The sequence below is a fragment of the Oribacterium sp. oral taxon 078 str. F0263 genome (assembly GCF_000469565.1).
In the GTDB taxonomy this organism is placed as follows: domain Bacteria; phylum Bacillota; class Clostridia; order Lachnospirales; family Lachnospiraceae; genus Oribacterium.
In genome coordinates, this window is record NZ_KI273123.1 from 1 (window position 1) to 13,920 (window position 13,920).

Annotated in this window: 9 protein-coding genes and 2 tRNA genes; 1 reads left to right on the forward strand and 10 read right to left on the reverse strand. The window is 58.0% G+C overall.

Annotated elements, in window-relative coordinates:
* The first annotated feature begins 416 nt into the window (after positions 1-416).
* On the forward strand, positions 417-1,163 hold the full coding sequence (locus tag HMPREF1986_RS08920; RefSeq protein WP_021774504.1) for a hypothetical protein: 747 nt from the start codon (positions 417-419) through the stop codon (positions 1,161-1,163).
* A gap of 29 nt (positions 1,164-1,192) precedes the next feature.
* On the opposite strand, the gene HMPREF1986_RS08925 is transcribed toward HMPREF1986_RS08920, so the two are convergent.
* The 10 genes from HMPREF1986_RS08925 to HMPREF1986_RS08970 form a co-directional block, all read right to left on the reverse strand.
* On the reverse strand, positions 1,193-4,951 hold the full coding sequence (locus HMPREF1986_RS08925; RefSeq protein ID WP_021774505.1) for a phosphoribosylformylglycinamidine synthase: 3,759 nt from the start codon (positions 4,949-4,951) through the stop codon (positions 1,193-1,195).
* Positions 4,941-6,218, reverse strand: a complete 1,278-nt coding sequence (purD, locus tag HMPREF1986_RS08930) for a phosphoribosylamine--glycine ligase (RefSeq protein WP_021774506.1) — start codon at positions 6,216-6,218, stop codon at positions 4,941-4,943. The genes HMPREF1986_RS08925 and purD overlap by 11 nt, the downstream gene beginning before the upstream one ends.
* The gene (gene purN / locus HMPREF1986_RS08935; protein ID WP_021774507.1) at positions 6,215-6,820 is read right to left on the reverse strand and encodes a phosphoribosylglycinamide formyltransferase; all 606 of its coding nucleotides are present in this window, start codon (positions 6,818-6,820) and stop codon (positions 6,215-6,217) included. Before purN ends, purD begins: the two co-directional genes overlap by 4 nt.
* Before the next feature lie 318 nt (positions 6,821-7,138).
* Positions 7,139-8,335, reverse strand: coding sequence for a phosphoribosylaminoimidazolecarboxamide formyltransferase (locus HMPREF1986_RS08940; RefSeq protein WP_021774509.1), 1,197 nt, complete (start codon positions 8,333-8,335; stop codon positions 7,139-7,141).
* A 110-nt stretch (positions 8,336-8,445) separates the two neighbouring features.
* On the reverse strand, positions 8,446-9,168 hold the full coding sequence (locus HMPREF1986_RS08945) for an IMP cyclohydrolase (RefSeq protein ID WP_036600072.1): 723 nt from the start codon (positions 9,166-9,168) through the stop codon (positions 8,446-8,448).
* 98 nt (positions 9,169-9,266) lie between these two features.
* The gene (gene purM, locus HMPREF1986_RS08950) at positions 9,267-10,310 is read right to left on the reverse strand and encodes a phosphoribosylformylglycinamidine cyclo-ligase (protein WP_021774511.1); all 1,044 of its coding nucleotides are present in this window, start codon (positions 10,308-10,310) and stop codon (positions 9,267-9,269) included.
* 12 nt (positions 10,311-10,322) lie between these two features.
* Positions 10,323-10,817 (reverse strand): 5-(carboxyamino)imidazole ribonucleotide mutase, encoded by a 495-nt coding sequence (gene purE / locus HMPREF1986_RS08955; RefSeq protein WP_021774512.1) that lies wholly within the window; start codon positions 10,815-10,817, stop codon positions 10,323-10,325.
* 279 nt (positions 10,818-11,096) lie between these two features.
* Positions 11,097-13,322, reverse strand: coding sequence for a molecular chaperone HtpG (gene htpG / locus HMPREF1986_RS08960; RefSeq protein WP_021774514.1), 2,226 nt, complete (start codon positions 13,320-13,322; stop codon positions 11,097-11,099).
* 310 nt (positions 13,323-13,632) lie between these two features.
* Positions 13,633-13,706 (reverse strand) — tRNA-Ile (locus tag HMPREF1986_RS08965).
* A gap of 77 nt (positions 13,707-13,783) precedes the next feature.
* Positions 13,784-13,856, reverse strand: a tRNA-Thr gene (locus tag HMPREF1986_RS08970).
* Between the last annotated feature and the right edge of the window lie 64 nt (positions 13,857-13,920).

The window sequence follows — 13,920 nt, forward strand, 5'->3', positions numbered from 1 at the left end:
TGCTCTGCACGGGAGCGGAGGAAGGACTTTATGAAGAAAGCGAGAGTGCCGCCTACTCTGCGGACCGTCCGTTCCAACACAGGACGCTCTCGCTCCGGCTGCCGCGGCCAGCGGCGCATAAGCGATTTAAAATACCAAATCGCTAAACGCCGGGGCGGCAGACGGCCTGTTTATGAACCGACCGGTCCGCAGGGCGGCAGACGCTCTGAGCAAAAACCAGTAAAATAGCTCTGCAGCGGTCAGGAAGCGGTGCTTTGCGCCGCGGGACTGCGAATGAAAGGGAGCAGGGCGAAAGCTGCGAAGCCATGCGAGGAATCATCGCTGCGGCACGGAAAGTCCGTCCGCCGGGGCGGCAGACGGCCTGTTTATGAATCGACCGGTCCGCAGGGTGGCAGCACAGGAAAGGAGCCATAGATATGAAAGCAGTTCAGGTTTACCTCAGTCCCTCCGCCGGGAAAAAGCTGATTGGAGACGCTCTTTCCGGGCGGGAAGATATTCTTCTTGCGGCAAAGGAGCATACTCTGGCCGTCGTCATGGGAAGCACAAATACCTATTTCGCCTCCGCGCTCGCGAGGAGGCTCGGACTTCCCTTTGAGGAAAAGGGCTTTTACCGGGGGCTTCTCCTCCCAAAGTCCGTAAAGCCCTCCGCCCCTCGGCAAAGGTATGATTTTATCCTGCGAAAGGGCGAGCTGCTCCCGGAAAAGAGCATCTTCGACATCGCGCCCTCTCTCGGAGCGGAGGACCTCATTCTGAAGGGAGGAAATGCCGTCCAGCTGAGCTCCCGGGATGTCGGCATTCTGATCCAGAGCCCGGAGGGCGGCACGATGATTCCGATTCTCAGCGCCGCAGTCGGAAGAAGGACCCGCCTCATCCATCCCGTCGGTGTGGAAAAAAGGGTGGATCTCCCGATCCCGATGCTCTGCGCCCTCCTGAATCAAGAGAGCCCGAGCGGTCTTCGCATGCTGCAGGGCCCCGGGCTCGGCTATACAGAACTGGATGCCTTCCGGGATCTCTTCGGGCTGGATGCGGAGCTCGTCGCGGCGGGCGGCGTATGCGGCTATGAGGGGGGCTGCCTCTTCCGCTTAGAGGGAGAGGACGACGCCGTGGAAAGACTCCTCCTTCGCCAGGAGGAAGAGGGGGAGACTCCCGCCTTCGAAGTCTGATTCCCTGAGATTCCGGACGCTTTAATGCCTTAAAGTTCGAAGTATTCCTTCGCGGAACGGAAGAGCGCCATGTCATAGTTTCCGGCTGCGTTCTTGAAATTCCCCGGCTGCCAGCGCTCCACATGCCCCATCTTTCCGAAGATTCTCCCGTCCGGGGAACAGATTCCCTCGACTGCATAGTCGGAGCCGTTCGGATTGTCAAAGAGCGCCATGCTGGCTCTCCCCTCAAAATCCGCATACTGCGTCGCGATCTGTCCGTTTTCCGAGAGCCTGCGGAGAAGCTCCTCTTCGCAGAGAAATCTCCCCTCTCCGTGGGAGACCGCGACCTCATAGACGGAGCCGACTTCCGCATTCATGAGCCAGGGGCTCAGATTGGAGCACAGCCTGGTTCTCACGATCTTTGACTGATGTCTTCCGATCGTATTAAAGCTCAGCGTCGGACTGTGGACATCACTGTCCCGGATCTCCCCATAGGGGAGAAGGCCCAGCTTGATCAAAGCCTGAAAGCCATTGCAGATACCGAGGATCAGACCGTCCCGCTTCTTAAGAAGCTCCATCGTGCTCTCTCTCATCCGTTCATTTCGGAAGAAGGAGGTGATGAGCTTCGCGGAGCCCTCCGGCTCATCTCCTCCCGAAAATCCCCCGGGGAGAAAGAGGATCTGGGCTTCCCGGAGTCTCTCCGATGCCTCCCGGAGAGACTCCGCGATCGCGTCCCCCGTGAGATTTCGAATCACCAAAATCTCCGGATCCAGCCCGGCCGTAAGACAGGCTCTCTCGGAATCGTACTCGCAGTTCGTCCCCGGAAAGACCGGAATCAGCACTCTCGGTCTGGATACCGGGACGGCGGGAGCTTCCCAGAGCTCCTCCCGATGATCCGGGAGCCCGGGGTCTTTCTTCTCTCTCTCCCCTAAGTCTGTCTTTTCCCCCGGAACGGTTCGAAGCGGAAAGATCTCCTCCAGTCTTCCCTCATAGAGAGAGAGGAGCTCGTCCGCGCTGACACTTTCCGATTGATAGCGGTACTCTCTCTCCGGAAGCACCGTGCCAAGATCTGCGAGAACGACTCCCTCCAGGGCCTGCGCCTCCCGGTAGAGAAGTGGGAGGTCTGCCTCCTCTCTGAGCTCCAGGAGGAAAGAGGCGTATTGATAGCCGAAGAGATCCTCCAGGGAGAGGCTCTCTGCAAAGCGAAAGCCGAAACCATTTCCCATACACTGCTTCATGACCGCCTCGGAGATCCCGCCGAAGCCGGGAGTATAGAGGGAGGCAAGGCGGCCTTCCCGCCTCCAGCTTTGGAGGAGGGAGAAGATCCGGAGGAGGCTCTTAGTCTCCGGAAGCTCCTCCCTGTATTCCGGGCGGAGCCAGAGGACTCTGTGCCCCGCCTCCTTGTACTCCGGGCTCAGAATCTCTCCCGCCTCTCCCGTCGTCACGGCAAAGGAGATCAATGTGGGCGGTACATCCAGCTTCTCAAAGCTTCCGGACATCGAATCCTTCCCGCCGATCGCCGCGACACCGAGATCGAGCTGTGCGGAGAAGGCCCCGAGCAGGGCCCCGAGCGGCGCTCCCCAGCGGCTTTTCACCTCTCCCGGCTTTCCGAAATACTCCTGGAGACTGAGATAAATCTCGGAGAATTCCGCCCCCGCGGCGATCAGCTTCGAGACGGATTCCACGACCGCGAGATATCCTCCCCGGTAGGGATTTTTCTCCGTGACATAGGGATTCCCGCCAAAGGCCATGAGGGAGACCGTATCGCTTTTTCCCCTTCGGACGGGGATCCTCGCCGCCATCGCCTGGATCGGCGTCCTCTGATATTTTCCCCCGAAGGGAAGCAGGATGGTCCCTCCTCCGATCGTCGAGTCGAACTCCTCGGAAAGTCCCTGGTGAGAGCAGCTGTTCAGATCCTCTGAAAGGGAGAGGAGACGCTCCCGGAAGCTCCCCTCCACCTTGCGGGAGATGCTCTCTCCCCTCCCGCTCTCAATGGAGATCCGCTTTTTCGCCCCATTACTGCTTAGAAAGTCGCGGGACAGGTCGAGAATGCAGTTCCCTCTCCAGTACATTCTGAGCCGCCTTTTTTCCGTGACGCGGGCCACTCTCGCAGCTTCGAGATTCTCTCGTTCCGCAAGCGAAAGGATTTCCGCCTCGTCCTCCGGGGCAATCACGACGGCCATTCGCTCCTGGGATTCGGAGATCGCAAGCTCTGTCCCGTCCAGTCCCTCGTATTTCCTGGGGACCCGGTCGAGGTCGATGTCCAGCCCGTCCGCAAGCTCTCCCACCGCGACGGAAATCCCTCCGGCACCGAAGTCGTTGCAGCGCTTTATGAGACGGCTCGCCGCGGGATTTCGGAAGAAGCGCTGCAGCTTCCTCTCCTCCGGTGCATTTCCCTTCTGCACCTCCGCGCCGCAGTCCGAAAGGGAATTCGAGCTATGGGCCTTCGAGGAGCCGGTCGCTCCCCCTATGCCGTCTCTCCCGGTCCTCCCGCCGAGAAGAAGGACGAGATCCCCGGGCAGAGGGCGCTCTCTCCTCACATTCTTCACCGGCACCGCAGCGAGCACCGCCCCGATCTCCATCCGCTTCGCCGCATAGCCCGGATGGTAGAGCTCCTCGACGATCCCCGTCGCGATGCCGACCTGGTTTCCGTAGGAGGAAAAGCCGCGGGCCGCGGCGGTGACGATCTTTCGCTGCGGAAGCTTCCCGGGGAGACTGTCCTGCACGGGACGGCCGGGATCCGCGGCTCCGCTGAGCCGCATCGCCTGATAGACATAGCCTCTCCCCGAGAGCGGATCCCGGATCGCGCCCCCGATGCAGGTCGCGGCTCCTCCGAAGGGCTCGATCTCCGTCGGATGATTGTGCGTCTCATTTTTGAAAAGGAGATAGTAATCCTCCTCCCCCTCTTCCGTCTTAATCTTCGTCCGGACCGTGCAGGCATTGATCTCCTCGGACTCCGAAAGCCCCTCCAGCTTCCCCTCCTTTCGGAGCAGCCTCGCTGCGATCGTCGCAAGGTCCATAAGGCTTGCGGGAGCCTCCCTCTTAAGCTCCTCTCTCGCATGAAGGTAGCGCTCCCAGGCCCTCTTAAGCTGCGGATCCCCGAGCTCCACGCCCTCTATCATCGTGAGGAAGGTCGTGTGGCGGCAGTGATCCGACCAGTAGGTATCGATCATCCGAAGCTCCGTGAGGCTTGGATCCCTTCCCTCAGTGCGGAAATATTCCCTGCAAAAGCGAAGATCCTCGAGATCCATCGCGAGGGAGAGCTCCTGCCGAAGCTCCCGGAGTCTCTCCTCTCCCGCCTCCGAAAAGCCGCTGAGCACTCTCACATCCTCCGGCGGACTGAGCCTCCGCCGAAGCGTCTCAGGGAGCTCCTCCGAGGCCTCCCTCGCCTCAACGGGGTTGATGAGGCAGTGCCGGATGCACGAAAGCTCCTCCTCCGTGAGCTCCCCGTCCAGAAGGTAGACCTTCGCGCTCCGGACTCTCGGTCTCTCTCCCCCGAGAAGGATCTGAAGGCACTGCTCCGCGGAATCCGCTCTCTGATCATATTGGCCCGGAAGATATTCCACAAGAATCCGCTCCGTCCCCCAGTCCGGAAGCTCCTGACAGCTTTCATCGAGCGGAGGCTCCGAGAGAAGCAGTCTCACCGCCCTCTGAAAGTCTTCCTCATCCAGCCCCTCCACATCGTAGCGCTGAAGAAGCCGAAGTCCCTTCAGATTTTCAAGAGGAAGACTGCTCTTCATGTCGTGATATACGGCCTCCGCCTCGCTTCGAAGTCCCGGCCTCTTCTCTACATAGATTCTATATACCATCTTCCCCTCCCATCAGGCGGAGCGCTCTCGCTCCGATGTCCCGCCGATAACGCATATTCTTGAAGTAGACCTTCTCCACATCCCGGTAAGCGCTCTCTATCGCCGCGGGAAGACTCTCCCCCGTCCCGACGACGCCGAGCACCCTTCCTCCGCTGCTGAAAAGCCTTCCCTCCTTCCTCTCAACCCCCGCCATATAGACCTCCCGGCAGAGCTTCGTCCCCGTGATCTCATATCCGCTCTCAAAGGCCCCCGGATATCCATCGGACGCGAGGATCACACAGCAGCTATGGCCCGCCTTCCAGCGGACCAGCTCCTCCGAAAGTTCTCCTCTTGTGCAGGACAGCAGGATCGGAAGGAGATCGGAGCGGAGAAGCGGAAGCACGGCCTGAGCCTCCGGATCTCCGAAGCGGCAGTTGTACTCGATCACCTTCGGCCCCTTCCCGCTCAGCATAAGCCCGAAGTAGAGACAGCCGCGGAAGATCCTGCCCTCCTCCTTCATCCCGCGTATCGTCGGGAGCAGGATCCTCTCCATGCATTCTCCCGCGATCTCCTCCGTATAGCAGGGATTCGGTGCAATCACGCCCATGCCCCCGGTGTTCGGTCCCAGATCCCCGTCCAGTGCCCTCTTATGATCCATGGAGGAGAGCATGGGAACGATCCTCTCCCCGTCTGTGAAGCTGAGAACGGAGACCTCCGGCCCCTCCAGGTACTCCTCCACCACAACGCGGTCCCCGGAATGTCCGAATTTCTTCTCTCCCATGATGCTCCAAAGCCCGATCCTCGCCTCCTCTCTGCTCTTTGCGATTATGACGCCCTTTCCCAGCGCGAGGCCGTCCGCCTTGATGACGATCGGAAGCTCACAGTCTTCGATGTATTTTTCCGCCTCCGAGAGTTCAGAAAAGACCCGGTAGTCCGCGCTCGGAATTCCGTGCCGTTTCATAAATTCCTTTGCAAAGACCTTGGAGCCCTCCAAAAGAGCGGCCGAGCGGGACGGTCCGAAGGCGGGAATTCCGGCCTCCATCAAGCGGTCCACCAGACCCAAAACCAGAGGCTCATCCGGAGAGACGACCACATAGTCGAGCTCCTTCTCCCTGGAAAATTTCACGATTCCATCGAGATCCGAGGCCTTCAGCCCGGGCACGGTCTCTGCCTCACTCATCCCCCCGTTCCCCGGAATCGCATAGAGCTTTTCGCAGTCCGGGCTCCTCCAAAGCGCCCTTAGAATCGCATGCTCTCTCCCACCGGATCCGATGACTCCTATCTTCATTCCCTCTCCTCGCTTTCCCTCTCCGAAATCTCCCGACTCATAAGCTGTACCGCGATCGGAAGCAGCTTCCATTCCGCTTCCTCCATGACGCGGCGCTGCAGACTCGTTGGACTGTCCCCCTCCAGGACCTCTACCGCCCTCTGAAAAAGAATGCGGCCTCCGTCCGGGATCTCGTTTACAAGATGAACCGTCGCCCCTGTCAGCTTCACCCCTCTCTTAAGCGCCGCCTCATGGACCCTGAGCCCATAGAAGCCCCTTCCGCAAAAGCTCGGAATCAGGGAGGGATGGACATTGATGATCCGATCCCGGAAGCAGGAGAGGAAGCGTTCCGAGAGAATCGTAAGAAAACCGGCCAGCACGATGAGTGAGATCCCCGCTCCCTTCAAGCTGCGAATCATCTCCTCCTCATCCCTCACGATCGTGAGAGCGGGAATCCCCGCCGCTCTCGCCCGCTCCAGGGCGGGAATCCCCGGCCGGGAGGCGATGACCAGACAAAGCTCCCCGTCCGGAATCTCCCCCCTCCGGGAGGCATCGATCAAAGCCTGCAAATTCGTCCCCCCTCCGGAGACCAGCACGGCGATCCGTGTCCTTCCTTTTTTCATACTTCTCCCCTCCTCCAGGGCTTCCCTCTCCCTAAAAGCAAGACTCCACAGGGTCCTCCCTCTCAGAGCCGTAATGGCCTCCGCCTCTTCCCTGTCCTTTCACCCCTTCCTTCTATGCGGCGCTTCGCCCTTTCGAAGCCCGGAACCGGCTCCGCCCGGGGGACAAGCAGCTGACTTCCCTTTAGGGCAGTTCTCTTAAGGAAGCTCTCCTTCCAAACGGCAGCTTTCCGCGCTCCCGGCCTCCCTGACACGGCAGTCCTCCGCACTCCCGGCTTCCCTGACAGAAGCGCAGAAAAGCGGAAAAAATTGCAGGGAAGCTCAGTGATGGAAGAGTCTTCTTCCCGTAAAGATCAAAACCATGCCGTGTCTGTCCGCTTCTTCGATGACATCCTCATCCCGGACAGAGCCGCCGGGCTCCGCGATATAGGAGACGCCGGACTTTGCGGCCCGTTTCACATTGTCCCCGAAGGGAAAGAAGGCGTCCGAGGCCAGAGAGACCCCGCGAAGGGCGCGGAGGCAGTCCCGCTTTTCCTCCTCTGTGAAGGGCTCCGGCCGGGAAGAAAAGTGCTTCTGCCACTCCCCTTCCGCGAGAAGCTCCCGGGAGTCCCGGGAGAGATAGGCGTCGACGCAGTTGTCCCGCTCGGCTCTCCGTATCCCGGGGAGGAAGGGGAGATCCAGGACTCTCTCGGACTGCCGGAGAAACCAAAGCTCCGCCTTCTCCCCGGCAAGCCTCGTGCAGTGGATCCTGGACTGCTGTCCCGCCCCCACCCCGATCGTCTGCCCGTCCAGAGCATAGCAGACAGAATTCGACTGCGTATATTTTGCGGCGATGAGCGCAGTCATGAGATCCAGTACGGCCTCTTCGGGGAGCGCCTTCTCCCGGGAAACGATTTTAGAGAGAGCTTCTCTCGTAAGAGCAGCAGAGTCCCCAAGCTGCTCAAAGCCTATGCCAAAGACCTGCCTTCTCTCCAGAGTGTCGGGGAGATAAGAGGGATCCATCCTAAGGATATTATAGCTTCCCCCCTTCTTTTTCCTGAGGAGAGCGAGTGCCTCCTCCGTAAAATCCGGCGCGATGACCCCGTCCGAGACCTCCCTTTGCAAAAGACGCGCCGTCGTGAGATCGCAGCAGTCGGAGAGCGCCGCGAAATCGCCGTAGCTGGATACTCTGTCGCAGCCCCGCGCTCTCGCATAGGCAGAGGCCTGAAGGCTCTCATCGAGCCCTTCGATATCCTCCGAGAAGACAGCCCTCTTCAGCTTTTCGGGGAGGATCCTTCCGACCGCCGCTCCTGCGGGACTCACATGCTTAAAGGACGCCGCCGCGGGAAGACCCGACGCAGCCCTAAGCTCACGCACAAGCTGCCAGGCATTCAGCGCATCCAAGAAATTGATATAGCCCGGCCGCCCGTTCAAAATCTCAAAGGGAAAGTCCCGCGCTCCTCCATCCCCCTCCGGCATGAAAAGTCTCGCGGGCCTCTGCGTCGGATTACAGCCGTATTTCAATTCGTATTCCTTCATCTTCTCTCTTCCTCATCCCACCGGGGATGCCCCATCCTTTCTCTCCCAAAGAGCCGCTGAGGAAAGGCGGTGCTCTCAAAACCGCCGTCTCTCCCTAGCTCAGTGCAGATCTAAGTACACAAAAAGCGATTGATCAGCGCATTCTCCGTCTCCCCGCTCTCCCGGTCGATCCGCCTGACATAGAGGGAGATCCGGTTCTCCGGATCGAGGCTTCGCCAAATCAGTCCGGCGAGCTCCTCCGCCGTCCTCTCCCGGATCAGGACCGGCCTCGGCTCCCCCTGAAAGCTCGGAAGAGGGCCCCCCCTCCCCTGATAGGTATGGATGAAATGCCCAAGCCCCGGCTCAAAGGCGTAGTGATAGAAATATCTCGCACAGTTCCCGCTTCCCGGGCTCTCCGCCTTCAGGATGGAGAGCGTGTAATTTCTCCCGAGAAGGTCCATAATGCCGGAGATCCGCGGCGTATCATTTGGCCTGTCCGGCTCGAAGCTCCTCGTAAAAAGCGCCTCCTCAAAGCTCTTTCCCGCCTCCAGAAAGTCATGAATCGTATCGCTCTGATCGCCGTTTGCGACGATGAGTCTCCCGGACACGCTTCGAAGCGGCGAATAGAGAACGAGGGAGGGATCCGAAAGCCTTTCCGGACAGGCCGGATCGATCCTAAGCTCCTCCCCCTCCTCCCGAAAGACCCGGTTTCTCGAGTTCTCCGAGCGCCCCATGATAAAATAGGAGAGGAAAAGATCCCTTCCGTTCTCTCCCATCCCAAGCAAAATTCCCCTCCCCGGATAGGGGAGCCCAAAGAGCGCCTCTCCGATCCCCTTCCTCTCAAAGTGCTCCATCCCGCCTCCTCCCTCCTTCTTATACCGGGCATATAGAGCCCGGCAAAGGACAAAGTCTCCCGAAATATCCGTCTTAAAAACGGCGTCCTGCATAAGCTCTATTCCAACAGCAATTTTTCCCGGGAACTCACGATTTCTCCCAGCGGATAGGCGGAAAGACCCAGGTCGAGAAGGAATGAAAGGGCTTTCTCCTCCTGCTCCCGGGATACAATAAGCGTCATCCCGACTCCCATATTGAAGGTATTGTACATATCCCTTTCCGGGATCTCTCCGCGCTCCTCGATCAGCCGGAAGATCGGGAGCACCCTGACATCCCTTTTCCGGATCCGCGCGCCGAGCCCGTCCGGTATGGAGCGGGGAATATTCTCATAGAAGCCGCCTCCCGTGATATGGCTCAGTCCCTTGAGCTCCACTCTTTCCATGAGGGAGAGAAGCGGCTTGACATAGATCCTGGTCGGAAGAAGCAGGCTCTCCCCGAGACTCCTTCCCTCCAGAAGCGCAAGCGGCTCCTCCGCTTCCTCCTTCGAGATCCGATCGAGATCAAAGACCTTCCGGATGAGAGAAAAGCCATTGCTGTGCACACCGCTGCTCGGAAGAGCGATCAGGCGGTCCCCCTCCTGCACCCCACTCCCGTCGATGATCCTGTCCTTTTCCACGATCCCGACGGAAAAGCCCGCAAGATCATACTCATCCTCCGGATAGAAGCCCGGCATCTCCGCCGTCTCTCCGCCGATCAGCGAGGATCCCGCCTGCACGCAGCCCTCCGATACGCCCTTCACGAGCTCCGCGATCCGCTCCGGCACATTTCTCCCGCAGGCGATATAATCCAGGAAAAAAAGCGGTCTTGCGCCGCAGCATATGACATCATTGACACACATCGCGACGCAGTCAATCCCCACCGTGTCATAGCGCTTAAGCAAAAAGGAGAGCTTCAGCTTCGTCCCCACCCCGTCGGTCCCCGCCACAAGCACCGGCTTTCTTAATCCCTCCGGGAGCTCAAAGAGCCCGCCGAAGCCGCCGAGTCCGGAGAGCACATTCTCCGTCATCGTGCGCGCTATGTATTGCTTCATGAGCTCCACCGCGCGGTAGCCCGCCGTGATATCCACACCGGCTCTGCGGTAAGACTCGCTGCAGCTCTTCATCTCTCTTTCCCCCTATCCCTGGTATCTCCCGGAAAGCTCCCGGTCACGCTCCAGAACCTTCTCCCTGTTCCGCTCCCGCTCCTCCCGGAGCTTTTTTGCGAGGCTCTCCTCTGTCACCGCGAGAATCTCTATCGCAAGAAGAGCCGCATTCTTTGCCGCATCGATCCCCACTGCTGCGACGGGGATCCCGGGCGGCATCATGACGGTGGAGAGAAGCGCATCGCTCCCCTCCAGCAGCTTCGCACTGCAGGGAAGGCCTATGACGGGGAGCGTCGTGTTCGCCGCCATCACTCCCGCAAGATGCGCCGCCATCCCCGCAGCGCAGATCAAGACGCCGTAGCCCTCCTCTCTCGCCCGCTTCGCAAAGCGGCAGGCCTCCTCCGGCGTTCTGTGCGCCGAATACACATGAACAGAGAAGGGAATCTCGAAGCTCTGCAAAAGCGTAATCCCCTTCTCTACGACAGGGAGATCCGAATCGCTCCCCATGATGACTGCAACCCTCTTCATCCGCACTCCTTTCCGGACCGAAAGACTGTAATGAGCGTTTTCCCACAGAAAAAGGGACAGCTTAAGCTGTCCCTTTCCATCACACTGCGGTCCGCCCCAATGACGGGGGCTTCAGAATCCCCCCTCTCTCCCGAAAGTCCCTCTGAAATCCCCATCCGAACCTCCCGATCAGGCTGAACCGACGAAACCTCATTCATTATAGGAGAGGGCGGGGGCCTCCGTCAAGCTTCCCTTTTTCTCAACGGAGAGGATGAGAGCGAAATCCGATGCGGCACCGGATCAGCTCTTTATGCGAAGAAGGAGCGAATTGCTTCTCTCGATGAAATCCGCCATCTCCGAAGCGGAGAGCGGGGCCTGCTGCAGCTTGGCAAGGTCATAGAGCTGCTTTTCGATGAGCTTTCCGTCTTCTGTATCCCGGACGGAAAGGAGATGCTTGACCAGCGGGTGCTCCGCATTTAAAAGGAGCGTCTCCTCCACCGGCATCTCCCCCATGGACATTCCCTGCATCGCATACATCCGCATCATATCATTCATCCTGCGCCCCTCCTCGGAGATCGAGAGGAAAGCCGCCGTCTTCGGGGAGGTCATCTTTTGCAGCTTGAGCCGAAGCTTCTCCTTCTTCAGACTTTCGCGGAAGCTCTTTTCGAGCTCAGCCGCCTTCTCCGAAAGCTCCTTCTCCTCGCTCTCTGTGAGCTTGGTCCCGAACTCAGATTCCAGGTCTGCATCGATTCTCTTAAAATGAATGCCGGGGTTTTTCGCCTCGAGCTCTGTGATAAAGGGCTGATCGATCCTCTCCGTAAGAAGCACTGCATCCTTCCCGGCCTGCCGGAACATCGCGATATACTGGCTCTGCTGCAGAGGATCCGTGACATAGAAGATCGTCTTATCCTTCTTTTCCGCCTCCGAAGAAGCCGCATCCTCTTCCCCGGACTTCACGCTGCCCTCTTCCTTCGAGGACTTTTCCTCTTTGCTCTCCTCCTTTTCGCCTTCGCTCTTCCCTTCCCCTGCTTCGGCCGCCTTCACCTCCTTCTCCGCTTCGGGCTTCTGAGCCTCTTCCTTCTCCCCGTTCTCCCCGCTCTTTTCCTCCAGCGGGATCTTTTTGTCTTCTCCCTTTTCCAAGCCCTCCGCAGCTTCCGTATCCTTCGCTTCGGAATCGCTTCCCTTGATATCCAGACACTCCGGAAGCAGCAGGTATTTCTCGTCGATATCCTTAAAGAGGATATAGTTCGTCATCCTCTCGCAGAACTTCTGGTCCCTGAGACAGCCGTACTTGATAAAGGGAGCGATGTCATCCCAGTACTTTTCATAGCTCTCCCGCTCCGTTTTGCACAGGCCGGAGAGCTTGTCCGCCACCTTCTTTGTGATGTAATCGGAGATCTTCTTCACGAAGCCGTCATTCTGAAGCTGAGAGCGGGAGACATTGAGCGGAAGATCCGGACAGTCGATCGCTCCTTTAAGGAGAAGCAGATACTCCGGGATGACCTCCTTGATATTATCCGCGATAAAGACCTGATTATTATAGAGCTTGATCGTCCCCTCGATGGACTCATACTCGGTATTGATCTTCGGAAAATAGAGGATCCCCTTCAAATTATAGGGATAATCCATATTGAGGTGGATCCAGAAGAGGGGCTCCCTGTAATCGTGGAAGACCTTCCGGTAGAAGTCGAGATACTCCTCCTTCGTGCAGTCCGAGGGATTCTTCCCCCAGAGCGGATGAATCTCATTTACCAGCTCCGGCCGCTTCTCGATCCGAAGCTTCGCCTCAAGCTTCTTCTCCTTCCCGTCCGCATCCTTTTCCGTCTTCTCCGGGATCTCCTCCAGCACCACATCTCCGTCCCGCTTCTCCGCGGCCGGGATCGTCACCGCATCCTTTGGCAGCTTCGTGAGATAGATCTCTACCGGCATGAAGGAGCAGTACTTCTCCAGCACAGTGCGGATCTCCCACTCATTCGCATACTTGAGGCAGTCCTCATTCAAATGCAGGATGACGCTCGTCCCGTTCTCCTTCCGCTCTCCCTCCCGGATCTCATATTCCGTGCCGCCGCTGCAGCTCCAGTGCACCGGCTTCGCACCCTCCCGGTAGGACAGGGTCTCGATCTCTACGAGATCCGCCACCATGAAGGCGGAATAAAATCCCAGACCGAAATGCCCTATGATCTGCTCCTCATTTGCCTTATCCTTATATTTCTCGATAAAATCCGTCGCCCCGGAAAACGCGATCTGATTGATATATTTCTCAATCTCCTCCTTTGTCATCCCGATGCCGTTGTCCCGGAAGCTGATCGTCTTTTTCTCCGAATCGACAATCACATCGATCCGCCCGCGGTATCCCTCCGGCTTCTTCCACTCCCCGATCAGGGAAAGCTTCTCAAGCTTCGTCACCGCATCCGACGCATTCGAGATCTGCTCCCGGACAAAGATATCCTGATCGCTGTACATCCACTTCTTGATGATCGGAAAAATATTTTCACTGTTGATCGAAAGACTTCCCTTTTCTGCCATATCCTCTGCTCCTTTATCTTCTCCAGCACAATGTAACAATGTAAAAGAGACTCCATAAGATTCCTGCCGCTTTATTATAGCATCTTTATCAGCACTCTTCAATACAGACTGCTAACAAAAAATGAAATGGAATATCGCAATATAGGAACATGGAGAAAAGGATGCAGCTATAAAAAGTATGCAGCCATAAAATGAATGCAGCCCTACAAAGTATGCGGCCATAAAACGGATCCGGCAATAAAAGCGGCCCCCTGCTCTGCCCGGCGCATTAAAAGAAGACAAGGCAATCTGCCTCGTCTTCTCTCTCTCGTGGAACCGCACGGATTTGAACCGTGGACCGATCGGTTATGAGCCGACTGCTCTGACCAGCTGAGCTACAGTTCCCTGAAAATAATCCGCGCCCGTGCCGGAATCAGCGGCGCCATAATAAATATAAGACCTAAGCGAAACGCTCAGGTCTCAGCCGATATTCGGACTTGAACCGAAAACCTACTGATTACAAATCAGTTGCTCTGCCAATTGAGCTATATCGGCATGACCGGCGATTTTTCAAACTGAAAGTCAAACCGACGACCTCCGCCGTGACAGGGCGGCGCTC